General features: G+C 66.3%; 25 protein-coding genes. 13 read left to right on the top strand and 12 right to left on the bottom strand.

Annotated elements, in window-relative coordinates:
• Positions 1–22 precede the first annotated feature (22 nt).
• The 3 genes from dapE to ACSU1L_RS05030 all read left to right on the top strand — a co-directional run bounded on the left by dapE (position 23) and on the right by ACSU1L_RS05030 (position 2,556).
• The gene (dapE, locus tag ACSU1L_RS05040) at positions 23–1,096 is read left to right on the top strand and encodes a succinyl-diaminopimelate desuccinylase (protein WP_439254914.1); all 1,074 of its coding nucleotides are present in this window, start codon (positions 23–25) and stop codon (positions 1,094–1,096) included.
• Positions 1,078–2,295, top strand: a complete 1,218-nt coding sequence (locus ACSU1L_RS05035) for a hypothetical protein (protein ID WP_439254913.1) — start codon at positions 1,078–1,080, stop codon at positions 2,293–2,295. Before dapE ends, ACSU1L_RS05035 begins: the two co-directional genes overlap by 19 nt.
• Before the next feature lie 93 nt (positions 2,296–2,388).
• Positions 2,389–2,556, top strand: coding sequence for a DUF3117 domain-containing protein (locus ACSU1L_RS05030; protein WP_084595462.1), 168 nt, complete (start codon positions 2,389–2,391; stop codon positions 2,554–2,556).
• Positions 2,557–2,615: 59 nt separating this feature from the next.
• On the opposite strand, the gene ACSU1L_RS05025 is transcribed toward ACSU1L_RS05030, so the two are convergent.
• The gene (locus ACSU1L_RS05025) at positions 2,616–3,251 is read right to left on the bottom strand and encodes an O-methyltransferase (protein WP_438253448.1); all 636 of its coding nucleotides are present in this window, start codon (positions 3,249–3,251) and stop codon (positions 2,616–2,618) included.
• 94 nt (positions 3,252–3,345) lie between these two features.
• Here ACSU1L_RS05025 and ACSU1L_RS05020 point away from each other — a divergent pair, with 94 nt between their 5' ends.
• Positions 3,346–3,738 (top strand): Sec-independent protein translocase TatB, encoded by a 393-nt coding sequence (locus tag ACSU1L_RS05020; RefSeq protein WP_438253449.1) that lies wholly within the window; start codon positions 3,346–3,348, stop codon positions 3,736–3,738.
• Here the strand turns inward: ACSU1L_RS05020 and ACSU1L_RS05015 are convergent, their stop codons facing one another.
• Genes ACSU1L_RS05015 through ACSU1L_RS05000 form a run of 4 tightly spaced genes read right to left on the bottom strand, consistent with a single transcriptional unit; the run spans position 3,739 to position 7,225 of the window.
• Complete coding sequence (locus ACSU1L_RS05015; protein ID WP_438253450.1) at positions 3,739–4,242, bottom strand: YcxB family protein; 504 nt, start codon at positions 4,240–4,242, stop codon at positions 3,739–3,741.
• A gap of 12 nt (positions 4,243–4,254) precedes the next feature.
• Positions 4,255–5,421 carry an Mrp/NBP35 family ATP-binding protein gene (locus ACSU1L_RS05010; protein ID WP_439254912.1) on the bottom strand — a complete coding sequence of 389 codons (1,167 nt, stop codon included), beginning with the start codon at positions 5,419–5,421 and terminating at the stop codon, positions 4,255–4,257.
• The gene (locus ACSU1L_RS05005; protein WP_438253702.1) at positions 5,418–5,960 is read right to left on the bottom strand and encodes a DUF1003 domain-containing protein; all 543 of its coding nucleotides are present in this window, start codon (positions 5,958–5,960) and stop codon (positions 5,418–5,420) included. Before ACSU1L_RS05005 ends, ACSU1L_RS05010 begins: the two co-directional genes overlap by 4 nt.
• Positions 5,960–7,225 (bottom strand): magnesium transporter MgtE N-terminal domain-containing protein, encoded by a 1,266-nt coding sequence (locus ACSU1L_RS05000; protein ID WP_438253452.1) that lies wholly within the window; start codon positions 7,223–7,225, stop codon positions 5,960–5,962. The genes ACSU1L_RS05005 and ACSU1L_RS05000 overlap by 1 nt, the downstream gene beginning before the upstream one ends.
• A gap of 68 nt (positions 7,226–7,293) precedes the next feature.
• Between ACSU1L_RS05000 and ACSU1L_RS04995 the strand changes: the two genes are divergently transcribed.
• Entirely contained in the window at positions 7,294–8,040 is a 747-nt protein-coding gene (locus ACSU1L_RS04995) for a general stress protein (protein ID WP_439254911.1), read from the top strand.
• Between the two features lie 7 nt (positions 8,041–8,047).
• A complete protein-coding gene (locus tag ACSU1L_RS04990) occupies positions 8,048–8,743 on the top strand; it encodes an alpha/beta hydrolase family protein (RefSeq protein WP_439254910.1) in 696 nt (231 codons plus the stop codon).
• Here ACSU1L_RS04990 and ACSU1L_RS04985 read toward each other — a convergent pair.
• Together ACSU1L_RS04985 and ACSU1L_RS04980 are read right to left on the bottom strand one after the other, a co-directional pair.
• The gene (locus tag ACSU1L_RS04985; protein ID WP_438253455.1) at positions 8,646–9,278 is read right to left on the bottom strand and encodes a YdcF family protein; all 633 of its coding nucleotides are present in this window, start codon (positions 9,276–9,278) and stop codon (positions 8,646–8,648) included. The two genes, ACSU1L_RS04990 and ACSU1L_RS04985, sit on opposite strands and share 98 nt — an antisense overlap.
• Positions 9,278–10,675: an aminopeptidase P family protein gene (locus ACSU1L_RS04980; RefSeq protein WP_439254909.1), complete on the bottom strand. Its 1,398-nt coding sequence runs from the start codon at positions 10,673–10,675 to the stop codon at positions 9,278–9,280. Before ACSU1L_RS04980 ends, ACSU1L_RS04985 begins: the two co-directional genes overlap by 1 nt.
• Positions 10,676–10,711: 36 nt before the next feature.
• Between ACSU1L_RS04980 and ACSU1L_RS04975 the strand changes: the two genes are divergently transcribed.
• Complete coding sequence (locus tag ACSU1L_RS04975) at positions 10,712–11,101, top strand: DUF3054 domain-containing protein (RefSeq protein ID WP_438253457.1); 390 nt, start codon at positions 10,712–10,714, stop codon at positions 11,099–11,101.
• A 113-nt stretch (positions 11,102–11,214) separates the two neighbouring features.
• Here ACSU1L_RS04975 and ACSU1L_RS04970 read toward each other — a convergent pair whose 3' ends face one another.
• A complete protein-coding gene (locus ACSU1L_RS04970; protein ID WP_438253458.1) occupies positions 11,215–12,231 on the bottom strand; it encodes an endonuclease/exonuclease/phosphatase family protein in 1,017 nt (338 codons plus the stop codon).
• A gap of 74 nt (positions 12,232–12,305) precedes the next feature.
• Here ACSU1L_RS04970 and ACSU1L_RS04965 point away from each other — a divergent pair, with 74 nt between their 5' ends.
• Positions 12,306–13,175, top strand: a complete 870-nt coding sequence (locus tag ACSU1L_RS04965; protein WP_438253459.1) for a PHP domain-containing protein — start codon at positions 12,306–12,308, stop codon at positions 13,173–13,175.
• A gap of 116 nt (positions 13,176–13,291) precedes the next feature.
• Here the strand turns inward: ACSU1L_RS04965 and ACSU1L_RS04960 are convergent, their stop codons facing one another.
• Positions 13,292–14,797, bottom strand: a complete 1,506-nt coding sequence (locus ACSU1L_RS04960; protein ID WP_439254908.1) for a DEAD/DEAH box helicase — start codon at positions 14,795–14,797, stop codon at positions 13,292–13,294.
• Between the two features lie 172 nt (positions 14,798–14,969).
• Here ACSU1L_RS04960 and ACSU1L_RS04955 point away from each other — a divergent pair, with 172 nt between their 5' ends.
• Entirely contained in the window at positions 14,970–15,680 is a 711-nt protein-coding gene (locus ACSU1L_RS04955; protein WP_438253461.1) for a ferritin-like fold-containing protein, read from the top strand.
• A 43-nt stretch (positions 15,681–15,723) separates the two neighbouring features.
• Here the strand turns inward: ACSU1L_RS04955 and ACSU1L_RS04950 are convergent, their stop codons facing one another.
• On the bottom strand, positions 15,724–16,011 hold the full coding sequence (locus tag ACSU1L_RS04950; RefSeq protein WP_438253462.1) for a hypothetical protein: 288 nt from the start codon (positions 16,009–16,011) through the stop codon (positions 15,724–15,726).
• A gap of 4 nt (positions 16,012–16,015) precedes the next feature.
• Positions 16,016–16,240, bottom strand: coding sequence for a DUF3107 domain-containing protein (locus tag ACSU1L_RS04945; RefSeq protein WP_439254907.1), 225 nt, complete (start codon positions 16,238–16,240; stop codon positions 16,016–16,018).
• An 83-nt stretch (positions 16,241–16,323) separates the two neighbouring features.
• Between ACSU1L_RS04945 and ACSU1L_RS04940 the strand changes: the two genes are divergently transcribed.
• Together ACSU1L_RS04940 and ACSU1L_RS04935 are read left to right on the top strand one after the other, a co-directional pair.
• Entirely contained in the window at positions 16,324–19,587 is a 3,264-nt protein-coding gene (locus ACSU1L_RS04940) for an ATP-dependent helicase (RefSeq protein ID WP_439254906.1), read from the top strand.
• Positions 19,584–23,051, top strand: coding sequence for a UvrD-helicase domain-containing protein (locus ACSU1L_RS04935; RefSeq protein WP_439254905.1), 3,468 nt, complete (start codon positions 19,584–19,586; stop codon positions 23,049–23,051). Before ACSU1L_RS04940 ends, ACSU1L_RS04935 begins: the two co-directional genes overlap by 4 nt.
• On the opposite strand, the gene ACSU1L_RS04930 is transcribed toward ACSU1L_RS04935, so the two are convergent.
• Positions 22,997–24,271: a phosphotransferase gene (locus ACSU1L_RS04930; RefSeq protein WP_439254904.1), complete on the bottom strand. Its 1,275-nt coding sequence runs from the start codon at positions 24,269–24,271 to the stop codon at positions 22,997–22,999. The two genes, ACSU1L_RS04935 and ACSU1L_RS04930, sit on opposite strands and share 55 nt — an antisense overlap.
• 64 nt (positions 24,272–24,335) lie before the next feature.
• Here ACSU1L_RS04930 and nudC point away from each other — a divergent pair, with 64 nt between their 5' ends.
• On the top strand, positions 24,336–25,211 hold the full coding sequence (nudC, locus tag ACSU1L_RS04925; protein WP_439254903.1) for an NAD(+) diphosphatase: 876 nt from the start codon (positions 24,336–24,338) through the stop codon (positions 25,209–25,211).
• Positions 25,208–26,929, top strand: a complete 1,722-nt coding sequence (locus ACSU1L_RS04920; protein WP_439254902.1) for an ATP-dependent helicase — start codon at positions 25,208–25,210, stop codon at positions 26,927–26,929. Before nudC ends, ACSU1L_RS04920 begins: the two co-directional genes overlap by 4 nt.
• The last annotated feature ends 1 nt before the right edge of the window (position 26,930 follow it).

The following is a 26,930-nucleotide window of genomic DNA, read 5'->3' as shown; positions in this document are numbered from 1 at the left end:
TGCGAGGTCTTAGGCTGAGCATATGCTTCTCGATCTGACTGCGTCATCCGTCGATCTCACCCGCACGATCTGCGACATTGCCAGTGTCTCTGGTGAGGAGAAGGATCTGGCCGATCTGATCGAGGAATCCGTCCGAGCCTATGAGCACCTCGAAGTGATCCGGCACGGGAACACCGTCGTTGCGCGGACAAACCTCTCGCGCGCGCAGCGCGTGGTGATCGCCGGTCACATCGACACCGTTCCCATCAACGGCAATGTGCCCACTCGCACCGTTGAGTACGACGGACACCCGTACCTGTGGGGTCGTGGCACCGTCGACATGAAGGGCGGCGTTGCCGTGCAGCTCAAGCTCGCCGCAGAGCTGACCGATCCCGTGGTCGACATCACCTGGATGTGGTACGACAACGAGGAGGTCGCGGCATGCATGAATGGATTGAACCTGCTGTCCGCCGAGCGACCCGACCTGTTCGCAGCCGATTTCGCGATTCTGGGCGAGCCATCCAACGGCGAGGTCGAGGGTGGATGCAACGGCACGCTCCGCGCGATCGTGCGCACCCGCGGCGTGCGGGCGCACAGCGCCCGAGCGTGGATCGGTGAGAACGCCATCCACGCGGCCGCCCCGATCCTTGCGCGTCTGGCCGAGTACCGCGCGAAAGAGGTGCAGGTAGAAGGCCTGGCCTATCGCGAGAGCTTGAGCGCCGTGCGCATCGACGGCGGCATCGCCGGCAACGTCATCCCCGACCTGTGCGAGGTCGAGGTGAACTATCGGTTCGCGCCCAGCAAGACGGCAGCGGATGCCGAGACTCACGTCCGCGGCGTCTTCGAGGGCTTCGACCTCGAAATCACCGACGCCGCAGAGGGCGCTCGACCCGGACTCGACGCCCCGATCGCACAGCAGTTCGTTAACGCTGTCGGTGCGCAGCCGCGTCCGAAATACGGGTGGACCGATGTGGCGCGCTTCAGCGCCCTCGGCATCCCCGCGGTCAACTACGGCCCGGGCGACCCTCACCTCGCCCACCATGACGAGGAACGTGTTCCGCTCGCGCAGATCGATGCGGTGGAGCAGGGGCTGCGCACGTGGCTCACGGCCCGCTGACCACGCTCGCGCGCCAGTGGGCGCGGATGCCGGTCATCGCGCGGATCGGCGCGATCTATGTGCTCGGTCGGCTCATCACCACCGGGCTGCTGTCCTGGGCGGCGCACCTGTCCGGGCCGATGTCTCGCTTCGGCGCCGACGCCGATCTCGGTCGCTTCGTCCTGGGCTGGGACGCGCAGTGGTACTGGCTGGTGGCATGGGCGGGGTACCCGTCGGTTCTGCCGCTCACCGAATCCGGGCAGGTCGCCGAGAACGCGTGGGCTTTCATGCCGGTGTACGCATATCTGGCGCAGGCAGTGGGCTTCCCGTTCGGTTCCTGGGGTGCCGGGGCATTCCTCATCTCCCTGGTCGCGGGGTTCTTCGCCTCGGTGATGCTGCACCGCCTGCTACGGGAGCGGATCGGCTCCACCGCAGCGCTCTGGGCGGTCGCCTTCTTCGCCTGGGGTCCGCTGGCGGCGCTCTTCCACGTCGGCTACGCAGAATCGCTGTTCGTCCTCCTGCTGCTCATTGCGCTCGACCTCGTGGCGCGGCGTCGATTCGCGTGGGTGTATCCGGTGATCGCCGTGATGGCGTTCACCCGTCCAGGCATCCTTGCCTTCGCGCTCTACCTGGGGCTCTACGGCATCCTGCGGTGGGTGCGCCGACGTACGGACCCGCTGCCGGCCGCGCACGTCGTGCACATCATCGCCCTGGGCGCGCTGGCCACAGCGACCGGTTTCGCCTGGCAGGGTTTCGCGGCGCTGGCGACGGGGGACGCGGGCGCATACCTGGCGACGGAACTGTCGTGGCGACGGAACTGGGGCGCCGGATCCGACGGCTTCATCCCCTTCGAGGGATGGGTGCAGGGCGCGCAGTTCTGGTTCGGCCAGTGGGGGATGCCGCAGTGGTGGGGACCGATCGCGCTGGTGGTGTTGCTGATCGTGGTGGCTGGCGCGCTGATCTTCGCACCGCAGGTGCGTCGCCTGGGACCGGATCTGCGGCTGTGGAGTGCGAGTTACCTGCTGTACCTGCTGGCGGTGTTCTTCCCGCAATCGAGCACGTTCCGTCTGCTGATGCCGCTGACGCCGCTGTGGGGAGCCGTCGCCGTGCCGCGGTCGCGCGGGTACCGGATCGGGGTGCTGGTGCTGTGCGTGGTGGGCCAGTGGCTGTGGATCTATCCCATGTACGCACTCGGAAACACCTTCTGGCAGGTGCCGTAACCGAGCGTTCATTACCGATTCTTCGTGCCCGTGAGCAGTGGCGGAAGCTTACCGATAAACTTGATGCATACCAATGATGGAAAAGGAGTCACGATGGCAGCGATGAAGCCGAGAACCGGAGACGGACCCATGGAGGCCGTGAAGGAGGGACGACTCATCATCGTGCGCGTTCCCCTCGAAGGTGGCGGCCGTCTGGTCGTCTCCGTGAACGATGCTGAAGCGAAGGAGCTGCACGACGTCCTCGCTGGCGTCGTGAGCTGACCTTCAACGAATCAGGGGCGGTGGATCTTCAGATCCACCGCCCCTTTCGTGTTCCTGGATCAGTCCGTGCTGCGGCTGATGAGCTGCAGCAGTCCCTCGCCGACCGTTGAGATCGCGGCGAGAACCGCAGGGGACTCCTGCGTCTCCTGCACGAGCGAGCGGTAAGCGCTGGTGACGGCATCCCGTTGCACGGGGTCTGCGGCTTTTCCGCCGGCGAGCACGCGGGGGACGAGGACGATACCGCCGGTGCGCACCAGGCGCAGACCGTGCTCGACGTACTCGATGACATTCTCGGGGTCAGCGTCGACGAGCACGATGTCGTAGGCGTCCTCGTTCATCCGGGGCAGAACATCGGAGGCACGGCCGGTGATGAAGCGTGCCTTGGTCGGCACGATCTTCGCTTCGCTGAAGCTGCGGCGGGCCGCGGCCAGGTGCTCGGGCTCATTGTCGATAGAGGTGAGGACCGCCTGCGGGGCTCCGCGCAGCAGCCAGAGCCCAGAGACACCGGCTCCCGTGCCGATCTCGACGATCGAGCGCGCGTTGGTGGCAGCTGCCAGAACGGCAAGCTGCGCGCCGACGGCCGCACTGACCGGGGCTGCTCCTAATTCGACCGCGTGAGCGCGTGCGCGCGCGATGGCGGCGGGTTCGATGATGGCCTCGCGGACATAGCGTGCGTTGGCGTCGTTCTCGCTCATGACCTTCTCCTCAAGCCGCTTGCACAAGCGGCTGATTCCAGACTATTCGTATGCCATGGCTGAAGGGGTCAGGCGCGGCGGGTAGCCTGGGTACATGGACTTCGGGCTCACCTTTGAGAAGCTTCTGCTTATCGGTGTACTCGCTGCGATCATCATCGGTCCGGAGCGGCTCCCGAAGGCTGCGGAGACGTTCGCGCGCTTCGTTCGCAGGGCCGGCGAGTATCTGCGCGACACCAAGAGCAGAATGCGCGACGAGATCGGGCCGGAGATCGACGATGTGGATTGGCGCAAGCTCGATCCGCGTCAGTACGACCCACGCCGCATCATTCGCGACGCGCTGCTCGAAGAGCCGTCCGTGACTGCCGCCCCTGCCGCTGCCACAACAGCCGTTGCACCGGCGCCGACGAATGAGTATCCGCGCAAACCGGTGTTGCGTCCGATCTTCACGCGTGATGCACCGCCGCCATACGATGTCGAGGCGACCTAGTCAGATCTGCGACTTGAGCTGCGCGATATCGGCGTCGTCCAGGAGAGCGCGGGGGATAGCGGTGACCACTGACTGTCCGCGAAGCTGCAGGATGACGGCGTGCTTGCCGACGCGGACCGAACGAAACGTCTCGTAGCTCATCTCTGAGACGCCGCGCTTCGACATCATTCTGATCATCTTGTCGTCGAGTTGGATGCCGATCTTCGTGCCGGCCGGCATCGCCGATCCGATGGCACGCTGAACGGACGACCGTGTGAAGATGATCGACGCCGCAATCAGCGCGGCGATCGCGAACGGAGTCCAGGACAGCGTTGCAGAGCGTTCGTGCTCGGCGTCGCCGATCAGCACCAGCACGATGACGTTCACAATGAGTGCGGCGATCAGCGAGGCGTAGGCGATGACTGCCAGCGGACGGGTGAGCGTGTAGAGCGTGGCGTCCCGAGTCAGGTTGCGCAGGAGTTCCTGATCGACAAGGACAGTTCGGGGAGCGGCGTCAGATGTCACTCGGACAGTCTTTCATTTCTGAGGCGTGGTGCCGTGCTGCGCGTCTGGGGCGGGTCGAGACGTCACCGACATCGGCAGCGAACGTCCTGCGAGCCTGCGGCCCTGACGGGCGAGATCGACCGCCACGGCGCGGATCGCCTGGGCCGAAGCATCCTCGGGATCACCGATGACCACGGGCGTGCCCGCATCTCCACCCATGCGCAGCGCGGGACTGAGGGGAATCGTCGCCAGCAACGGCACGGGTTGCTCGCCCTGCGAGAGCGCATCGGCCACTTCCTGCCCGCCGCCGGTGCCGAACAGGTCAAAGACCGTGCCGTCTTGCATCGTGAGCGCAGACATGTTCTCGATCACGCCGATGACGCGCTGTCCGGTTTGGCGGGCGACGAGTCCGCTGCGGATGGCGACATCGGATGCCGCCGTCTGCGGCGTTGTGACGACGAGCACCTCCGCGTGCGGAAGGATTTGGCCGATCGAGATCGCGATGTCGCCGGTGCCCGGCGGCATGTCGATGAGCAGCACGTCGAGGTCGCCGAAGAACACGTCGGTGAGGAACTGCTGCACAGTGCGGTGCAGCATCGGTCCGCGCCAGGCGACAGCGGCCTCACCGTCTCGGAGGAACATTCCGATCGAGATGGTCTTCACCCCGTGGGCGACAGGAGGCAGCATGAGATCGTCGATGCGGGTCGGCTGCGTCCCAACCGGAATGCCCAGCAGCCCCGGAATCGAGAAACCGTGCACATCGGCATCCACCAGGCCGACGGCCAGCCCCTGTTCTGCCAGCGCGACAGCCAGATTCGCGGTCAGCGTCGACTTGCCCACGCCGCCCTTGCCGCTGGATACCAGGATCACCCGTGTCAGCGAATCCGGCCCGAAGGGCATCTGCCGGGCCGGACGCCCGTCGCGGAGCTTCTCGGTCAGCGCCTTGCGCTCAGCCGGCGTCATGACGCCGATGTGGATCGTGACGTCGGTGATTCCCGACACCGATGCCGCCGCACGGCGCACATCGCTCTCGATGCGATCAGCGGCGGGGCATCCGACGATTGTCAGCGCGATGGCGACGTCGGCCCGACTGCCGTCGACGGAAATCTCGCGCACCATGTCGAGGTCGCCGATCGGTTGACGAAGCTCTGGGTCGGAGACTGCTCCTACGGCGGCGCGAACACGCTCAGAAAGGCTCATCGCTGCGTCCGGGGCGTGCTCGGGGCGGAGCCGGCCTCATCGGCACGGTCATCGTCCATGTCGGTAAGCAGCGACTTCAGCTCGGCGCGCAGAACATCACGTGTCACGGCCTGCGCGTTTCGCTCTTCCAGCGCCATGCGCAGGGCGACGATCTCGCGGGCCAGGTATTCGGTGTCGGCGAGGTTTCGCTCAGCACGCTGACGGTCCTGCTCGATCTGCACGCGGTCACGGTCATCCTGCCTGTTCTGCGCGAGCAGGATGAGGGGAGCGGCGTACGAAGCCTGCAACGACAGCATCAGGGTGAGAGCGGTGAAGCCGAGGGCCGCGTCGTCGAAACGCACCGAGATCGGCATCAGGGTGTTCCAACTGATCCACGCCACGCAGAAAAGGGTGAGGATCAGCAGGAATGCGGGCGTGCCCATGGCACGGGCGACCCACTCGGTGAACCGGCCGAAGCGGTCGCGCGAGCTGGCTGGGCGCTGGCGCGACGTTCCGCGCCCCAGGGGTGCGTCGAGACCTGCACGCTCGGCCTTGGCCATCATCGTGCACCTCCCGCGTTCGTCGCATCGTCGACGTCCTGGGTGCGCCAGTCATCAGGCAGCAGGTAATCGAGCACGTCATCGATGCTCACCACGCCGACGAGCCTGTTTGCGGCATCCACCACGGGCAGGGAGACGAGGTCGTAGCTCGCCAGGAGTCGCGCTGTCTCCGCGGCGGATGCTGTCACCGAGATCGGCTCCATCGTCTCGTCCACGATCGCGCCGAGCCGCTCATGCGGCGGATAGCGCAGCATCCGCTGAAAATGAACGACGCCCAGCAGGCGGCCGGTCGGTGTCTCAAACGGCGGCAGCGTGACGAAGACCGCGGCGGCGAGAGCCGGATGCAGTTCATGGCGACGAATCAGCGCGAGCGCTTCGGCGACAGTGGCATCAGCGGAAAGGATGATCGGCTCGGTGGTCATGAGACCACCCGCGGTGTCCGGTTCGTAGCGCAGCAACGTGCGCACATCCTCGGCCTCTTCGGGTTCCATCAGACCGAGAAGCTGCTCGAGGCGTGTCTTCGGAAGCTGCGCCAGCAGATCAGCCGCGTCGTCCGGTTCCATGTGGTCGAGGATGTCAGCGGCCCGCTCATCGCCGAGCCCATCGAGAATGTGCACCTGCTCGTCTTCCGGCATCTCTTCGAGAGCGTCGGCCAGGCGGTCGTCGGAGAGTTCTTCGGCCACTTCGATCATGCGCCGCTGGGGCAGATCGAGCAGCGTTGTCGCAAGGTCGGCGGCGTGCAGTTCTGAGTATGAAGCAACGAGCTGCTCAGCCGACTGGGCTTCACCCGGTGCCCGCTTCTCAGCCACTTCGTGCCAGGCCGCGAACGTGGTTGGTCCTTTGGCGAAGGGGGACGCGCTCGTCTTGGGCTTGCGGAGGAACAGCTGGCTGACATTCCATTCGCCGAGTCGGTTCGGTTCGATCGCAACATCTTCAATGACCGCGCGCCCGTTGCCGTCGACGAGTTCGACCCGACGACCGAGCATCTCTGCGAGAACCCGCACTTCGCCGGAGCGGGGCTGAAATCTGCGCACGTTGATGAGCCCGGTTGTGAGCACCTGACCGGTCTGGATCGAGGTGACGCGACCGATCGACATGAACACGTGCCGGCGTCCGGGAATCTCGATCACGAGGCCGATCACGCGCGGCGAGGCGGTACTTCGGTACACGATGACGACGTCTCGGACCTTGCCGAGCCGGTCGCCGACGGGATCGAAGACGGCGCAACCGGCCAGTCGCGCGACGAAAACCCGTTGTGTGCTCACGCTTCCAGCGTAGTCCGCGACCCGTTGTTCTCGGTCGGGGTGCGGGGATGCATGGAACAATGGGGGGCATGAGCATGCTGAACCGTCCGCCCAACGCCGCAGCCGTCGGTGACACCGTCGCGTCGGTCCGCGATTATGAGGCCGCGCAGAAGACGGTTTCTCAGCTGATCTCCGCCGAGATCCCCGCCCGCGATATTGCAATCGTGGGGCAGGGTGTGCGTACCGTGGAGCGGGTCACCGGCAAGCTCGGCTATGCGTCCGCAGCCCGCTCCGGTGCGGTCAACGGTGTGCTCATCGGCCTGCTGCTCTCGGCGATCCTCGTGATCGGCAACCCCGATGCGCCGATTCAGCTGTTCGTCGGCTTCCTGTTCATCGGCGTCGCGATCGGGATGCTCCTGAGCCTTGTCACCTACGCGATCGTGCGTCGTCGACGTGATTTCGCCAGCGTGACCCAGCTGGCCGCAGACCACTATGAGGTCACCGTGCTCCCGGCGTCGCTGGCGAAGGCACGCGAGGTCGTCGGAAAGCCGCATACGACGGTCGTGCGCCCGCCGGTCGACCTCAACGAGCCGCCGCGCTACGGGGAGCGCGTGGACCCCGCAGCAGCCGCAGCAACGGCAGCAGCCACAGCAGCCACAGAGGCTGCATCCGCGAAGGAACCAGCTCCGGGCGAGCATGTGATTCCGCCCCGGCCGGCCGATCCGGTACCCCGTTACGGTGAGCGAGCTCCGGAGAGTCCGACCTCGGATGCACCGGCCACTGCGGAAGAGGAACAGTCGCCGGAGGCCGACGGCGAGAACCCCGACCGCGTCTGAGCCGGATATGGACTTCCCTGTTGAGCTGCCCAGCGGTCCGGTGTCGGTATCCGCTGAGTGGGCTGAGGGATCCGATCGCGGTACCGTGATCGTCGCCCATGGTGCGGGAGCGGGAATGGAGCATCCGTTCCTCGTCGGATTCACTGACGCACTCAATACGCTCGGCTTCTCGACGTTACGTTTCACCTTTCCGTATCGCGAGCAGGGGCGACGGATGCCGGGTCCCGCCGCGCATGCGATCGCCACGTGGCATGCGGCAGCACGATTCGCGCGCACACATGACCCTGCTGCGCCACTGTGGGCCGCGGGAAAGTCTTACGGCGGGCGGATGGCGTCGATGGCCGTCGCCGAAGGCTTGCACGTCGACGCCCTGATCTACCTCGGATATCCGTTGCACGCCCCGGGCAAACCGGAGAAGCCGCGTGCCGAGCACCTGCCGGCGATCACCGTGCCGCAACTGTTCATCGAAGGCACGAATGACGCGTTCATTCAGCCGCTGTCGCAGTTCGAACAGGTGCTGTCCACATGTCACGACGCACGCGTGGAGTGGATCGAGGGCGGCGGTCACTCATTCGAAGTCAGGGGCGCTCGCCGTCCGCCGGAGGTCATCGGTGCGTCATTGGCACAGCTCGCGGGAGACTTCCTCGAGTCAGTCGCTGCTGGCAGCGATACCAGACCGCCCGTAGCGCCGCCACGATCTTGATCGGCAGGATTTCGCCGAAACGATGCTCCTCGCCACGGACAAGTCGCTCACCCAGATCCGGTCGCAACTGCCACAGGTGTTCCCGAGCGACCTCGGCGTGCGGTGAGTTGGAGACGATCTTGATGGCGTCGGCCTGCTCGATCAGCCCGATCGCGTTCTCAATGTTCTGCAGGGTCGATGCGCTCGTGGTGTCCAACAGGATCTGGCCCGTGTAACCGAGCTCATCACGGGCGTAACGCTGCATCAGCTCGGCCTCGGGGACGGTGCCGGCCACGGCTCCGCCGCACAACACCAGCACGCTCTCTCCTCTCAGCGAAAGCGAACGGATGCCGGCGCGCACCCGGTACCGGTTGACGAAGTTGGCTCTGGGGGCGTGGTTGCGGAAGCCGAGCACGACGACAGCCTCAGATGCTCCCGTACGCGCCTGCGTACCCAGCATCCCGTGGCTCGATCGCCAGTGCACGACATCCGCCCACGCCGCCAGCGCCACATAAGCGATGGCGCCCGCGCGGAACAGCATCCGCCGGGAGAACATCAACCCTGCTGAATGCGTTCGATCCACGCCTCGACATCCGCGGCGCTGCGCGGGATGTCGGCCGACAGATTCACGGGGCCGTCTTCGGTGAGCAGGATGTCGTCCTCGATGCGCACGCCGATTCCACGCAGCTCTTCCGGCACAGTCAGATCGTCGATCTGGAAGTACAGGCCGGGCTCGATCGTGAAGACCATGCCTGCCTCGAGAACACCGTCGTAGTACATCTCCCGACGCGCCTGAGCGCAGTCGTGCACGTCGATTCCGAGGTGGTGGCTGGTGCCGTGCACCATGTAGCGGCGGTGGTGGCCGCCGGCATCCGCATCGAGCGCTTCTTCGGCAGTGACCGGCAGCAGACCCCACTCGGCGACGCGCTCGGCGATGACACCCATCGCAGCCTCGTGAACCTCGCGGAACTTCACGCCCGGACGAGCCACAGCGAATGCGGCATCCGCGGCCTCGAGCACGGTCTCGTACACGCGGCGCTGCACGTCGGAGAACTTACCGTTCACCGGGAGTGTGCGCGTGATGTCGGCTGTGTACAGGCTGTCGCGCTCGACGCCGGCATCCACGAGGATCAGATCTCCGGGAACGACCCTGCCGTCATTGCGTGTCCAGTGCAGGTAGCAAGCGTGCGGACCCGATGCCGAAATCGTGTCGTAGCCCTCGCCATTGCCGTCTTCGCGGGCGCGGCGGTGGAAGACACCCTCCACGACGCGTTCGCCGCGAGCATGCTTGGCGGCATCGGGCAGTGCATGGATGATGTCATCGAAACCGCGGCCGGTGATCTCGACGGCACGACGCATTTCTTCGATCTCGTATGCGTCCTTGACTAAACGCAGCTCCGATGCGAACCGTGCAAGATCGGCATCCTCGATCGTGACGTCGGCGGCGCCGGACGCGAACTCGGCCAGGTGCGCCGTGGCGATGCCGAGGTCTGCGGCGACCGCGGCAAGCGACGGGCGTGGGCCGATCCAGAACTCACCGACCGTGGCATCCGCGAAGAACTCGGTCGTCGTGCGGTCAGCACGCTCACGGAAGTACAGGGTGACATCGTGCCCGGCATTGGCCGGCTCGAACACGAGCACGGAGTCCGGCTCGGTGTCTGCTGCCCACCCGGTCAGATGGGCGAAGATCGAATGCGCGCGGAAGGGGTAGTCGGTGTCGTTGGAACGTTGCTTCAGCGAGCCCGCTTCAATCACCAAACGCTTGCCGGTGAACGCAGCGGAGACCGTGTCGCGCCGGGCCTGTGCGAATGCCGCCTGCTCGCGGGCAACGGGCATCGTCTCGGGGCGATCTGCCCAGCCGGTCGAGATCGTGTCGAGGAAACCGCGGGGGAAGGGCTGCTTGCGGTTGGTGACGGGGGCCTCAGCGATGGTGTCGCTCTCTCCAGTACTCATACCTCCAGTCTCTCACTCCCGCATAGGCTGGGGGACGTGAACAGCTTCAGAGTGGCTCCGCCGATCGTGATCCTCATCGACGTCGTCCTGGTAGCAGTGTTTTGCGTGATCGGAAGGCTCTCGCATGACTCCGGAATCGTCGGCGACATCCCGGGAACCCTGAACACGATGTGGCCGTTCCTCGCCGCTGTTCTCATCGCTCACGCCGTCGTGCTGCTGCTGCGCTGGCATCCCGAGCGGCTGATGGTCGGACTGCTGGTCTGGGCGGTCACGGTAGTGGGCGGACTGCTGCTGAGGGTGGCGAGCGGGCAGGGCACGGCACTGCCGTTCACGATCGTCGCAACACTCACGCTGGCCCTGTTCCTGCTCGGCTGGCGCGCGATCTACGCTCTGGTGCGCCGGGCGCGCCGCCGCTCCCGCGCATAACTCCTGAGATTTGCCGGTGCGGCGGCATCGTGCCCGCGTGAATACGCCGGATGCCCCGGCCCCCGCCGCTCTTTTTCAGGAGTTGTGCACGGGGAATGGTCGGGGCGCGCGGCTCAGCCGACCGGCTCCAGTTGCACAAGGAGTGCACGGTGGTCGCTGCCAGCGGCATCCAGCACGAGCGAACCGGTCGGATTCCAGTTCCGACTGGTCATGACGTGATCGATCGGAGCACCCACCAGCTCAGGGAACGATGCCGGCCAGGTCGCGGTGAACCCCGTTCCGGTGCGTACCGCGGCGTCGCGGCAGTATCCGATGTCGCCCCCATCGACTCCGAGGGCTGCCATATGGTCCAGCGTCGCGTTGAAGTCGCCCGCGAGGATGAAGTCCCCTTCGGGACACTGGTCGGCGATCCACTGCAGATCGGATTGCCAACGCTCCATAGCCTCCACGCGTGGAGCCACGGCATGCACCGCGACGATCGTGGGTCCGGAACCATCCACCGGCATGATGACAACGCTGGGAACGGAGCTGGTGTTGTTCGTACCGTCCTGGGACGATGCGATCACCGAGTAATCGCCCAACTCGGGGGAGATGAGGATCGTGGTCTCCCACGCCTGGGGGCCGTTGGGAACATTACCGAACTGCACGTGATGCACCCACATCGGCCGTCCCTGCTCACGCAGCATGATTGCGATCCGCTCGCCGACAGACTCCGCCGTTTCGGGCAGCGTGACCACGTCGACCTGCTGCGACAGGATCGTCTCGGCGATCTTCTCAGCCGAGACCGCTTCGCCGGCGGTGTTCCAGGTCAGCACGCGTACGCTGTCTGCAGTCTTCTCGGGCAGTTCGCCGGTGCCGAAGCCGCGGACCGCACCGATTCCGGCGGTCGCCCCGGCTCCCAGCAGCGCGATGATCAGAATGGATGCCGCGAACCCGCGCAGCGGCCGCGCAAACAGCAGCAGCAGTGAGACGACCGCAATCACCAGGAATGCGACAACGACTGCGCCGCGGACGGCGACCAGCTGTGCGAATGGGTAGACCTGCTCAAGGTGGAAGAACTGCGGCCACACCACGATCGCTGTCGCAATGGCGAACAGCACCGTAATCAGGATCCCCAGCAGCCGAAACATCACCCCAAGCCTAAAGGCGCACACTGTGAATCGCCTGCCGCCGCGGGCCGCGCGCGCCGCAGTACTGTCGAGGTATGAGCAACGTGCATCGCTTTAGCGGACCGAACGATCTGCACCTGCATTCCAACCACTCAGACGGAACGGAGAACCCCGGTCAGGTGGTGCGGCAAGCTCACGCCCACGGCGTTCGCACGATGGCTCTGACCGACCATGACCGCACGACGGGGTGGGATGAGGCTGCGACGGCCGCGGCTGCTGTCGGCATGACTTTTCTGCCGGGGATGGAGCTGTCGGCGAAGTACGAATGGCGCAGCGTCCACGTGCTGGGATATCTATTCGACCCGGATGCTCCAGCGCTGCGTGCTGAGACCGACCGCATCCGAGACGACCGGCTGGGCCGCGCCGAGCGGATCGTTCGCAATATCGCGCGCGACTACGACCTCACCTGGGCGGATGTCGTCGCCCAGACGACGAAGGATGCCACACTGGGCCGCCCGCACATCGCTGATGCACTGGTGGCGCGTGGCATCGTCGCTGATCGCTCAGCCGCGTTCGAGGGCATCCTGCATCCACGTGAGGGGTATTACGAGCCGCACTACGCCCCTGATCCGTTGACTGCCGTCGGTCTGATCACCGAGGCTGGGGGAGTCGCCGTCATCGCGCATCCGGTCACGGCCGGACGCGACCGGATGATGCCGCTGTCGTACTTCGAGAAGCTGATCGCGGCGGGACTGGGCGGAGTCGAGATCGACCACCGTGAGAACACCGCTCAGGGCAAGCGCACTTTGCAGCGGCTGGCCGCCGAGCACGATCTGATCGTCACAGGCTCCAGCGACTACCACGGCACGGGAAAACCCAACCTGCCGGGTGAGAACACGACAAGCGATGAGATGGTTGCTCGCATCATCGAGCGGGCCACCGGCACGCCGCCCCGCTTCGCCTGAACCGCGCGATCCGCCGCCGCCCGATCCGCCGCTGTGCGCACCACGAAACAACAGGCGCCGCACCGAATGGTGCAGCGCCTGCTGAATGATGGTTTCGGCGAAGTGCGCCGCTGGGCTCAGGCGCCAGCTGGCGCGGCACCGCCGGAGCGGCGACGACGGCGGCGGCGCTGCGGGGCAGGCTTGCCGTCCTGGTGCTCGTGGCTCTTGTCACCGTCGTGGGTTCCGGCACCTTCGGCGTCACGGTCGGCGACAGGTGTGCCCTCCGCTGTCGGGGTCTTCGGAGCGTCCTCGACGAAGGTCGAGCCGACCTTGTCACCCGCACCGCGGCGGCGCCGGCGACGGCGCGTGCCGGGCTCGTCGGTTCCCTGCTCGGCAGCAACATCGGCGGCCTTCTCCGGACGCTTGCTCTGCGTCTTGACCGACTGGGTCTTCGGAGCGGTGGTCAACCGTCCCTTCGTGCCGGCCGGGATGTTCAGGTCCTCGTAGAGGTGCGGGCTCGACGAGTACGTCTCGACGGGCTCGGGCTGGCCGAACTCGAGGGCGCGGTTGATGAGGGCCCACTTGTGCAGGTCTTCCCAGTCCACGAACGTGACGGCGATGCCCTTCTTGCCGGCCCGGCCCGTACGGCCGACACGGTGCAGGTACGTCTTGTCCTCGTCCGGGATGGTGTGGTTGATGACGTGGGTGACGTCGTCGACGTCGATGCCTCGGGCAGCGACGTCGGTGGCGACCAGGACGTCACGCTTGCCGGCCTTGAACGCGGCCATCGAGCGCTCGCGCTGTTCCTGCCCCATGTCTCCGTGCACGCCGCCGACGTTGAACCCGCGATCGCCGAGCTCGTCGACCAGTCGCTGAGCCGCACGCTTGGTGCGGGTGAAGATGACGGTCTTACCGCGACCCTCGGCCTGCAGGATGCGGGCGATGACCTCGTCCTTGTCGAGCGAGTGCGCGCGGTACACCAGGTGGTTGATGTTCGCCTGCGTCAAGCCTTCGTCGGGGTCACTGGCGCGGATGTGAATGGGGTTCGACATGAATCGGCGCGCCAGGGCGACGATCGGCCCGGGCATCGTCGCGGAGAACAGCTGCGTGTGCCGGATGGCGGGAATCTTCTGGAAAATCTTCTCGATGTCGGCGAGGAAGCCGAGGTCGAGCATCTTGTCGGCCTCATCGAGGACGACCTCGGTCGCGTTCGACAGGTCCAGCAGACGCTGACCTGCCAGGTCGATGAGTCGGCCCGGCGTGCCTACAACGATCTGCGCACCGGCCTTCAGCTGGTCGATCTGACCCTCGTATGCCTTGCCGCCGTAGATGGCGACCACGCTGGTCGAGCGACCGGTGGTGAGCAGGTCGATGTCTTCGTAGACCTGCACGGCGAGCTCACGGGTCGGCACAACGATGAGCGCCTTGACGCCCGGCTCGGGGTTCAACCCGAGACGCTGTACGACGGGGATGCCGAAACCGAAGGTCTTGCCGGTGCCAGTCTTGGCCTGGCCGATGATGTCCTGGCCGGGAAGGCCGAGGGGGATGGTCTGTTCCTGGATGGGGAATGCGTCGACGATGCCCTTTGCGGCCAACGAGTCGACGATGTCCTGATCGACACCCAGATCAGCGAATGTTGTCACGTGTTCTATTGCCTGTCCGGCGCTGTTCAGATGTGAAACAGACGCCTCGTTACGGATCCACGCCGTCTCTTGTGCCACAGGCGCGGCGCCCGGCTCCAATGGCAGGGCAACTTCAGACTACCTGAGGGGCGCAGAACACAGCGGATCATCGATGCGCGGGTAGTCTGAACGCGTGGTGAAATGGTTCTGGCAGACGGATAAGCCTCGACGCAATCTGACCATCCGCAGTCGCGGAGATCTCAGCGGCGCGACCCGAGTCGATTTCGCCGAGCTCGCGCCTGAGCTGAACCGGTTCCTCGGTCAGGCCGCCTACCTGCAGCTCGGATACTTCGAGACGCTCACCCGATTGATCCGCGCGACACCGGAGCTGGAGGAGAAGGGCGCACTGGCACGTGCCGCCGGCGCAGCCCTCAGCAAGCATCGCGGCATCGTCGAGGTCATCCGGCAGCAGGGCGAGGACCCGACCGAGATCATGCTTCCGTTCCAGGAGTACCTGGATGCCTTCCGTCGCAAGACCATCGGAGTGCGTCCGAAGGAAACCCTTCTCGCCGTCTACATCACCGCCGGGATGCTGGACGATTTCTATCTGGCATTGGCCTCGAGCTACGGCGACACCGGGCAGCGCGTCGCCGATATCCTCAGCGAGGACGACGACACCGGCGAGATCGTAGCCATCCTCAAGCAGACGATCGACATCGACAACGAGTGGCGTTCGCTGCTGTCGATGTGGGCGCGCCGACTTGTCGGGGACACACTTCTGGTGGCGCGACAGGCGCTTCGCCCGGAGCGGCTCGCCGTGAACGAAGACCGGGTGGAACCGGTTTACACCGAACTCATGGGCGCGCACGCGCGACGCATGGATGCGATGGGCCTGGCCGCGTAGCATCCGCTGGACACAATGCCCAGCGCGATCAGATTCCGCGCAATCAGATCCCGAGCGCAGCCTTGGTCTCGGCATCCGACCGGACGCGCGCCGTGGTGAGAACGTATCCCGCAACGGCGGAGATTACGACCGCGCCGAGGATGCTCGTAAGCCACAGCCAGATGCTCTCAGCGCCGACGCCGGACCACTGCATCACCGTGTAGATGATGGCAGCGGCCGCGGTCGAGACAGCGGGGACCAGCGCGACGCCGCGAAGAGTGCGGCGGGGCAGCAGATAGTGCACGGCGATTCCGAGCGCGCACGCCGCGATGAGTGCGAGAAGGATGTACACGAGGTCAGGCGACGAAGCCGACGCGACGTGACTCCTCGGTGCCCAACTCGATGTAGGCGAGGTTTGCGGTCGGGACGATGTAGGAGTTGCCCTTGACGTCGACGAAACTCACATGAGCGGTGTTCTGCTCGAGCGCCGCGGACACCTGAGTGCGGACCTCATCCGCGTTGGCGGGGGTCTCGAAGTTCAGCTCGCGGCCGGTGTTGATGATGCCGATGCGGATTTCCACGCGTGCTCCTTGAAGGTTCGGGGACTGCGCCCAACTCTACCCCGGCTCGGCTGATGTCCGGGCCTCCCGATAGCGTGGAAGTCATGACCTCAGATGCTGCACAGCGCGCCGTGGTCGCGGCCCCGGTCGACACCTCCGGCGTCATCATCGGTGCACCCGGAACAGGAAAGACGCACACGTTGATCGACCGTGTCGCGCACCTGCTCACCGAAGATGACAGCGCCGGTGTGCTGGCGCCGGAAGAGGTGCTCGTTCTCACCCCGAACCGGCAGGCCGCCACACTGTTGCGCGACCGCATCGGTGTGCGCATCGGTCAGGCGACTCCGGGCCCGCTGGCGCGTTCGGTGGGGTCTTTCGCCTTTCAGATCGTGCGCGGCGCCATGGTGCGTGCCGGGGAGGAGCCCCCGGCGTTGCTGACGGGAGCCGACCAGGACCGCATCATCGCCGACCTTTTGGCGGGCGACGATGAGGATGAAGCAGCGGGGGCACCGTCGCGCTGGCCGGAAGCGCTCGGACCGAGTGTTCGTGCCTCAACCGGATTCCGCTCCGAACTGCGCGCGCTGCTCGCCGAGTGCCGGGAACTCGGTGTGCTGTCGGACGAGCTGCAGGCATCGGCACGACCGGTCTGGCAGGCTGCCGGATCCTTCATCGAGGAGTACCGCGCGGTGCTTGCGTCGATGCGCACCGCCTACCGTGACAGCGCCGACCTCATCAGCGAGGCTGCCGCGATCCTCGAGACGGCGGATGCCGCAGACCTCGGCCCGCTTGCACCGCTTCGCGTGGTGCTGATGGATGACGCGCAGGAGATCACCCGCGGTGGCATCACCCTGGTGAGGGCACTGCGCGCGCGCGGCATCTCCGTTCTCGCCTTCGGCGACCCTGACATCTCCTCCGGGTCGTTCCGCGGGGCCAGCCCGCAGCTGTTCCATGAGCTCTCGGGAGTCCTTGCCCAGGTCTTCGTCCTGGACACGCCGCACCGGCAGATACCGGCTCTGACCGATCTGACCCGCCGGGTGACGCAGTCCATCGGTGTTGCTGGTCGTGTCGAGCACCGCCGCGCACCCGGACCCACCCCCGAGGTCGCCGACTCCCGTGTACAGGCATTTCTCGCCACTTCGCCCTATGAAGAGGTCGACCGCATCGCCGGCATTTTGCGGGATTGGCACCTGAGCGACGGCATCGCCTGGAGCGACATGGCCGTCATTGCACATGACACGCGACAGGTGACGGCGTTGGAGACAGAGCTTGCCGCTCGCGAGGTGCCCACTCGCGCCGCCGGTGTGCAGCGTCCACTCGGCAGCGAGGGCGTCGTCCGCGACATCGTCGGCATCGTCCGACTTGCCGCGCAGCATCCTGACGACCGCGCGCCGGAGGCGCTGATCGACGCCTTGTGCTCGCCATTCGGCGGGATGGATGCCGTTGGCCTGCGGCGCTTGCGCGCGCGGCTGAGACACCTGGAACTCGCCGATGGCGGCTCGACTCCGGCGTCGGAGCTGCTGCGCCAGGCGATGGCATTTCCCACGCATTTCACCTTTGTGGATGCTCCGGAAGCTCGAGCGGCAGCCCGTTTCGCCAAGACCCTGTCTCAGACGGCGGATGCCATCGCCGCCGGCGAAACGATCCATGAACTGCTCTGGCGAATCTGGGACGATGCCAGGGCGCAGAACGGCTCGAAGCTGCAGAAGTACTGGCGCGAGGCTGCGGGACAGCCCGGCGGCGGAGAGATCTCTCGCGCATTGGACGCGCTGGTGGCGCTTTTCGATGCGGCCAAACGGTTCGTCGAGCGGACTCCCAATGAGCCGGCCGAGACGTTCGTGCGTGAGATTCTCGACAGCGAGGTTCCTGAAGACACTCTCTCCACCCCGGATCGACCGGGACTGGTTACCCTGCTGACGCCGGCGACGGCATTGGGGACCCAGTTCGATGCCGTGGTGGTCGCCGGCGTGCAGGATGGTGTGTGGCCGAATGTGCGTCTGCGCGGTGGGCTGCTGGAGACCTGGCGGCTGGCGGATGCTGTGCTCGCCACACGTGCGGGCGCTCCGGCGACCACGCCGGACAGCATTGATCGACGCCGTGCGGCACTCCACGACGAACTGCGGCTGTTCGTGCGCGCCCTCTCTCGTGCCCGCTCGCGGATCGTGGTGACCGCGGTCGACGACGACAGCACGGGCCCGAGCCCCTTCTTCTCGTTCCTGCCCGAACCTCCGCCGGTCTCTGCCCATCCCGCCGCCGAGCATCCGCTCACCCTCCGCGGCCTGGTCGCCAAACATCGCCGGACCCTGACCAGCTCGCCGGACGCTGACGCGCGCGCGGCTGCGGCCGGGCAGTTGGCGGTGCTCGCCCGTGAAGGCATCCCCGGTGCAGATCCGCAGGACTGGTACGGAATCACTCCGATGTCGACGACCGCGCCGCTGCACGACCTGTCTGCGGAGGCCGCCCGTGTCTCGCCATCGAAGATGGAGTCGTTTGAAGAGTGCGAGCTGAACTGGGCGATCTCGGCGCTGGGCGGCGATACTGTGCTGCCGCCGGCTGCCGGGATGGGCACGATCATCCACGAGGCGATGGAGACGGTCCCGGATGGCGACCTGGAGAAGTTGCAGGCTGTTCTCGCGGAACGCTGGCCGGAACTCGAGTTCGATACCGAATGGATCGGACGCAAGGAGCGTCGCCGTGCCGACCTGTACATCGAGCGGTTGCACGCCTACCTCGGCGAAGTCACATCCGAACGCGGTCGGGTGCTCGCCAGCGAGGTCGAGTTCCGATTCTCGGTGGACGTCGCCGAGCAAGCTGACCTTGAAGGCACGAGCGTTGATGCGGTGCCAGCGGTGCGTGTCGGCGACGAGATATCCGGTCCACATCGGGCGATCGTGCATGGTTTCATCGACCGCGTCGAGGCGTACCCGACCGGTGGGGGAGAGCATGCAGCGGCCCGCGGCCGTGGCTGGACCGATATGGGAGCGGGAGAAAACGGAGAGCGCATCGTCGTCGTGGATCTGAAGACCGGGAAGAACGAGCCGACCTCCGGCGTGAAAGTCGATGAGCATGCACAGCTCGCGGCGTATCAGATCGCTGTCGAGCAGGGGCTGGTCGAGGGTGCCAGCGCCGGGGCGCTCACCGGTGCGCGTCTGCTGCTGGTGGCCAACACGCTGTCGGGCAGCGATTACCGGATCGCCCATCAGCACACTCTGACCGGTGAACCGCGGACGAAGTTCTTGAGCAGACTCGCCGCCGCCGCCAGGGGGATGTCAAGTGACAGCTTCACCGCGCATGTCGAAGCGCACTGCGCCGATATGCAGTGGCGGGTTCACCCCTGCCGTGTGCACACGGTCCCGGCGGTCAGCTCATGACCGGGTGGGGCAACCAGGGGTCGGGGCTTTCCGCGCTCGATGTCGCCGCCGCTCTCGGCCAGCCGCCGCCCACGGCGGCGCAACAGCGGGTCATCGAGGCACCGCCGACGCCAGCGCTGGTCGTCGCCGGTGCCGGTAGTGGCAAGACCGAGACGATGTCGGGCCGCGTTGTCTGGCTGGTTGCCAACGGACATGTGCGACGCGATGAGATCCTCGGGCTGACCTTCACACGCAAAGCTGCTGGAGAGCTCGCCGAACGCATTGCCGCGCGGCTGGCGGTGATCGACGAGTTCGGTCAGCGCGGTCTTCTGCCGCATATTCCGCAGATCGTCGCCTCGGATGCGCTGCGACGAGTGAACGACGCCGCAACGGGCGCGCAGCGCGTGCTCCTGCGCACACACGTGCTCGATGAACTCGCCGCCCGATTCGACACCGGCTGGGACCCGACGTCCCTGCGCACGGCGGAAGACCTGATGATCCGGCCCCGGGTGTCTACATACAACGCGTTCGCCGATTCGATCGTGCGCGAGCACGCCGCCCGAATCGGGCGAGACTCGGACGTTGCCATGCTCAGCCAGGCTGGGTCCTGGATGCTGGCCCGCGAGGTGGTGCTGCGAGCGGAGCTTCCCGAACTGGAGGGCATCGACTACGCCCTCGGAACAGTCGTCGACGCCGTCCAGCGACTCGCCGGCGACACTCTCGATCATCGTGCCGACCTCGCGCGCGCTGAGCGGATCACCCTCGAGCAGGCACGGGCGTTCGAGCCGTACCGCAGCAACGGCGACATCGCTAAAGCAGCGGACAACCTGCTCGCCCTGCCGACGCTGGCCGCTCTGGTGCGCGACTACATCGCTGAGAAGCACCGCCGAGGCGTGCTCGATTTCGCCGACCAGGTCAGTGGTGCCTACGACATCGTCGAGTCATCGCCCGATGTTCGCGACGACCTGCGTGAGCAGCACCGCGTGGTGCTGTTGGACGAGTATCAGGACACTTCGGTGATCCAGACACACTTTCTCGCCGAACTGTTCCGCGATAGTGCGGTCATGGCAGTGGGGGACCCCCATCAGTCGATCTACGGCTGGCGCGGTGCCAGCGCCGACAACCTGTACGCGTTCTCGCGCACCTTCGCTCGGGATGCTCCGACCCAGAGCTACAGCCTCATGACCAGCTGGCGCAACGACAGCTCGATCCTCGCTATCGCCAACCGTGTTCTGCAGCCGCTGCGCCGCCCCGAACTCGACGTGCCCCCGCTGGAGCCTCGTCCGGGAGCCGGAGTCGGCGCCGTGGACGTGCGCTATCCGCTCACTGTGCACGACGAAGCAGCCGAAGTGGCCGAGTGGTTCGCCGAACGCCGCGCGGCACATGCTGACCTGGCGAATCCGCACACGGGTGCGATCCTGTTCCGATCAAAACGGCACATGCAGACATTCGCCGAGGCGCTCGCCGCCCGGGGCATTCCGCACCGCATCCTCGGACTCGGCGGATTGCTGGCAACTCCCGAAGTTGTTGATGTCGTCGCGGCGTTGCGCGTGATGCACGACCCGAACGCGGGCTCAGCGCTCATCCGCCTGCTGGTCGGGCCCCGCTTCGGGGTGGGCGTTGCCGATATGCGTGCGCTCTACGACCTGGCATCCGAGCTCTCGCGACGGGACAGCTCACTGCTGCCGCTTCCGGACGAGCTGCGCGCCCGCATTCGCGCGTCACGCGGAGCAGATGAGGCCGTCTCGATCGTCGATGCGGTCGACGTGGTGCGCGGACTCCGTGACGACTATCGGCTTCTCGAAAACATCACGCCGGAGGGGCGCGGGCGCATCCGCGCGGCCGGCGAGATGCTGGAGCGGCTGCGTCGGGCTTCGGCACAGCCCATTCCCGAGCTCATCCGACTCATCGAGACGGAGCTGCGTCTGGATATCGAACTGGCCGCTAACGAGACCAGGGGGCCCGCGCGGGTCGCGGCGACCCAGCTTCGAGCATTCGTCGATGAAGTGCGTGCCTTCCTCTCCGCCGACGACAGAGGCACGATCTCGAGCCTGTTGGCCTGGCTGGAGAAAGCCGAGAGCACCGATGAGCTGATGCCGCGGCCTGAGCCGCCGGAGCCGGGAGTGGTGCAGCTGCTGACTGTGCACGGCTCCAAGGGCTTGGAATGGGATGCGGTCGCGGTTGTGCGCATGGTCGAGGGCGAACTTCCTTCCCGACCCACGGACACCTCGGGATGGTTCGGTTTCGGCGTGCTGCCGTTCGCGCTGCGCGGTGACAGTGCGGCGCTGCCGACGTTCAGCTGGAACCCGCCCATCGATGACGAGCCGGATCCGGCGAAGCGGTTGAAGGCGGGAGTGGCATCACTGACGAGTAAGAGCAAGACCGCTCCGGGCGCGCTCACCGTCTTCAAGGATTCCTACCGCGACTATCAGCAGCAGGAGGAACGCCGGCTCGCCTACGTCGCCGTCACGCGGGCACGGACCGATCTGTTGCTGACCGGATCGCACTGGGCGGGGCAGAAGAGTCCACGTGCGGCCGGGGCGTATCTCTGCGAAGCGATCGAGGCGCTCGGGCTAGACCCGATCACGGTGGTCGATGACGCAGACAATCCCTACGCCGGAGAGGGCAAAACCAGCGTGTGGCCGATGGACCCGCTCGGCGGGCGCCGCACTGCAGTCGAAGAAGCAGCTGCGCTGGTGCGCGCTGTGGTTGATGAGCCAGCGCCGACCGTGCAATTGGAACGGCTGCTCGCGGAGCGGGCGGAGCGTCAGCGTGGCCTCCGAATGGCTCCGCCCACCCGCGTTCCGGCGTCGAAGTTCAAGGACTATGTCACCGACTTCGACGGCACTGTGCTCGCTCTGGCCAGGCCCATGCCCGAGCGGCCGTACCGGCAGACGCGATTGGGGACGCTGTTTCACGCCTGGGTCGAACACCGATCCGGTCTTGTGGGAACAGGCCCCAGCCCCGACAGCGCGCTGTGGGATTCCGATGACGAGCAGCCCGATCCCTGGAGCGTTTCGGCTGCAGATGAAGTCGATCTCGAGCGGCTGCGAGAGATCTTCGAGAGCAGCGAATGGGCACCGTTGCGACCCATCGCCGTCGAGATCGAGATCAACTTCGCGCTCGGCGCAGGGGTCGACCCTGATTCTGCCGCTGGCGCAGAGCGAGAGTCACCGGGGCGAAGCGACGGTCATATCGTCATTTGCAAACTCGACGCGGTCTACCGTCGCGAAGACCGGGGCGGGCGTATCGAGATTGTCGATTGGAAAACGGGCAAGGCCCCGCGCACGAAAACCGAGAAGGATGAGCGGATGCTGCAGCTGGCGCTGTACCGGCTCGCCTACCACCGGCGCTTCGGTGTACCGCTGGAGGAGATCGACGTCGCGCTGTACTACGTGGCCGACGATCTGGTGATCCGCGGCGATCGTGTCTACTCCGAGGAAGAACTCGTCCAGCGTTGGAGGGCAGCGCGGGCCGCGCGCTGAGCCTCGCCAGCCGGATCGGCTCCGCTTTCGGAACCTCGGGCGTCGCCATCTGCAGACAAGCCAGGCTGTTCGCCGGGTGCGCGCGGCACGAGGTCCGACTCGACGACGTTGGACAGGTCCTCGGTGGCGTCGTGCTCGACGATCTCAGCGGCATCCTCACCCAGCATCAGATCTTCCGGGCTGTATGCGTCCGTCTGCATCGAGGTGTTGAATCCAGAAGCAGCCGTCGCTGGCACGTGATCGAGCGCATCCAACGCAGAGTCCACACCCTCGCTGCGCGATGCGATGACAGAGAGATCACGCTCGCGCAGCCCCTCCGACAGTGCTTCGAGCAGGTCCGCCGCATCATCCATGATGTCCTGGCGGCGCAGATTATCCCCATGCACGAGCCAGCGGGCGAACTCCAGCTCGGCCAGCAGCCGGGCGCGCACAGCCAACGCCGCATCCGGTGCGCGATCGGACGCCGCGGTATAGGCCGCATGCACATCGTCCGCAGCCTCGGGGGCCGAAGAGAGCCAGGTCAGATCCACCGCAGGATCTCCCACCGACAGGCCATGCCAATCCAGGATGCCGACGACTTCAGGGCCCTGCTCTGGGTCATCCTCGAAGAGGAATGATGTGGCGTGCGTACCGCCGAGCGTCACTGCGGATTCGAATCGCCACAGGTCATCGTCGCCGACCGCTTCACGCCAGCGCACGGTGAGGCGTGCGGGCACGCGTCCGGTCGCGGACGCGCGATCCACCAGCTGGCGGATGTCTGTGCGTGCTTCCTCGGCGCTGCGGGTGGAAAGCCCGGCGCTGCGCACCACGGAAGCTGGCAGGGCATGCACAGCGGCGATTGAGGCGCCAATCGATTGCGCGGCGCCGCGACCTGCTGGCACATGGGCCGCCTCGATCTGGAAGCCGGGCAGCAGGCTGGTGACGAGCGCGCGGCCCTCGGCGAGCTGCGTCTCGCCGAGGAACTCCGGCACGCGGAACGGCAGCATCGAGCGCGCTCCCGCGGTCAATGCGCGCAGCGCGATCGACTCGGCGGCGAGCTCACGCGCAGTCTCGTCATCGTCGCCGACACGGATGGCGACTTCGCTGCCATCGGAGAGTGTTGCCACTGCCGAATCGAAACGTCCATCGCCGCCTGCGGTCAAAGAGCGCGCACCGACGACCTCCGCACCGGACAGTGCAGCGGTGACCGCCGCGGCTAGAGTGAAGGGAGACCGTGCCATGCCCCCAGGGTAGGTCGGCCAGGGGGCGGATTCGCCTACGCCACGCCTGCGAGAGAGGGAGTCGATGACAGTTCGTACCGTGTTCGATCGTGCAGGACACATTCGCGACGAGCCGGGCATCCTCGACTCGCTTCGTGCATCTGATGACGCGCAGGTCGTTGTCGTCCGAGAAGGACGCGCGCGGGTCGAGGATGACGCACTGCTCACCGTCGCACCCTCCGAGGTCGGTGAGGCCGAGTGGGGCCTGTTGGGAAGACGCGAAGACGGAACGATCGTGCTGGTCGCGGCCGCCGCTTCGCTGACCGACTCCATCGACGCGGCTCCCGCAGAGACCTGGATGGGCCTGCGCGATATCGGGGGACTGCTCGACGCCGAGAACACGGAGATGCTGGTTGCAGCTGTAACGCTCGCGTCCTGGCTGCGTGACGCTCGGTTCTGCACCATGTGCGGCTCCGAGAGCGAGCTGCGCCAAGGCGGTTGGTCACGTCGATGCGCGCAGTGCGCGCTCGACCTTTTTCCTCGTACCGACCCAGCAGTGATCGTCGCGGTGGAGAGCGAAGACGGCGAGCGGCTGTTGCTGGGCGCCAACGCGAACTGGCACGGGCGGATGTACTCCTGCTTCGCCGGATTCGTCGAAGCAGGCGAGTCACTGGAATCGACCGTTCATCGGGAGATCGAAGAGGAAGCCGGGGTGCTGTTGCACAGCGTGCGGTATATCTCCTCGCAGCCGTGGCCGTATCCGCGTTCGCTGATGATCGGATTTCGGGCGACAGCATCTGAGGAGCGGGACGCGCGAGCAGACGGCGAGGAGATCATCGACGTTCGCTGGTTCACCCGCGAAGAGATCGCCAGTGCGCTGGCCGGCGATGGTCCGGTGGGGCTGCCCGGCCCGGCATCCATCGCGCGAGCGTTGATCGTGGACTGGTACGAGTCGAAGTGAGCGCGCTGGACGGCCTCGACGAACATCAGCGCGAGGCAGCATCTGTGCTGCGTGGGCCCGTGGCGGTCCTCGCCGGCGCTGGCACCGGTAAGACCCGGGTCATCACGCATCGGATTGCACACGGGGTGGACACCGGAGCGTACTCGCCCAACCGTGTGCTCGCGCTCACCTTCACCTCGAAGGCCGCCGGGGAGCTGCGGGGACGCCTGCGGGCCCTCGGCGTGCAGGGCGTCGTCGCGCGCACGTTCCACGCGGCTGCCCTTTCGCAACTCAATTTTTTCTGGCCTACGCTCGCGGGTTCTCCCGCGCCGAGCATCATCGATAACAAGGTTCGCGTGCTGGCACAAGCGGGGGAGCAGTTGCGGATCCGACTGGATACCGCGACCCTGCGGGACGTGGCCAGCGAGATCGAGTGGCGCAAGGTCTCGATGCTCTCCATCGAGCAGCACGCGGCCCTGGGACGATCGGTGGGTCGGGTGAACACCGAGCAGCTCGCCGAGCTGCAGCAGGCCTTTGAGATGCTGAAGGACGATCGTCGCCAGCTCGACTTCGAGGACGTGCTGCTGGCGTGCGCCGGGATGCTCGAGGCCGAGCCGCGCGTCGCGGCGTCTGTGCATGAGCAGTACCGGCACTTCACCGTCGATGAGTTCCAGGACGTTTCGCCGCTGCAGAATCGTCTGCTGGAGCTCTGGCTGGGGGAGCGCCGCGACCTGTGCGTGGTTGGTGACGCCAGCCAGACCATCTACTCCTTTGCCGGGGCCGATCAGAAGTACCTGCTCGAGTTCGGTCGCACCTACCCGGATGCCACGGTGGTGCGCCTGGAGACGAACTACCGTTCCCAGCCGCCGATCCTTGCCGCCGCCAACGCGCTGATGAAGGGCCGCCCCGGTGCGCTCGAGCTCGTGGCGGCACGGGAGTCGCTGACCGCGGACCCGCCCACGATCACCGCATACGACAGCGAGACCGACGAAGCCGCCGGGGTCGCGAAGGCGGTTGCCGCGCGCTTGAAGTTGGGTGCGGCTGCCTCGGAGATCGCGGTGCTGTACCGGGCGCATTCGCAGTCTGCTGTCATCCAGCAGGCGCTGGCACAAGCCGGAATCGCGTCCACAGTGCTGGGCGGGAAGCGCTTCTTCGATCTGCCGGAGGTTCGTCAGGCGGTGCTGGCGCTGCGCGGAGCATCCGTTGCTCCGACCGAGCGCGGGTTCCTGCCTAACGTGCGTCGGGTGATGCGCGAGATGGGACTCAGCGATGAACCGCCGGCAGCCGGAGGCGCCCAACGCGATGGCTGGGAAGCCCGGCGGGCGATTCTTCGCCTGGCCGAGGAAGCCCCGGCCGAGACCACGCTGCGCTCGTTCAGCGACACGCTGATGGCGCGGGCTAAAGATCAGCATGAGCCGGCGATGGAGACGGTCACGCTGTCGACGCTCCATGCCGCAAAAGGCTTGGAATGGCCGCACGTGCATGTGGTGGGGTGGGCAGAAGGTGCGCTGCCGATCGGCTACGCCACCAGTTTCGAGTCCATTGATGAGGAACGGCGGCTGGCCTACGTGGGCATCACGCGCGCTGCGCGAACGCTTGATCTCTCGTGGTCGCGTGCGGCCGGTCACCGGGAGCGGCAGCAATCGCGGTTCGTCCAGGAGATTGGAACGACTGCTCGCGGCACCGGCATTCTGCGTGAAATGTCACCGCGTGCCACACGCGGCGTCCGTCGGGGCTGAT

The sequence above is a fragment of the Microbacterium sp. A94 genome, from assembly GCF_051842855.1.
Classification (GTDB): domain Bacteria; phylum Actinomycetota; class Actinomycetes; order Actinomycetales; family Microbacteriaceae; genus Microbacterium.
This window is presented reverse-complemented; position numbering and strand designations above follow the sequence as displayed.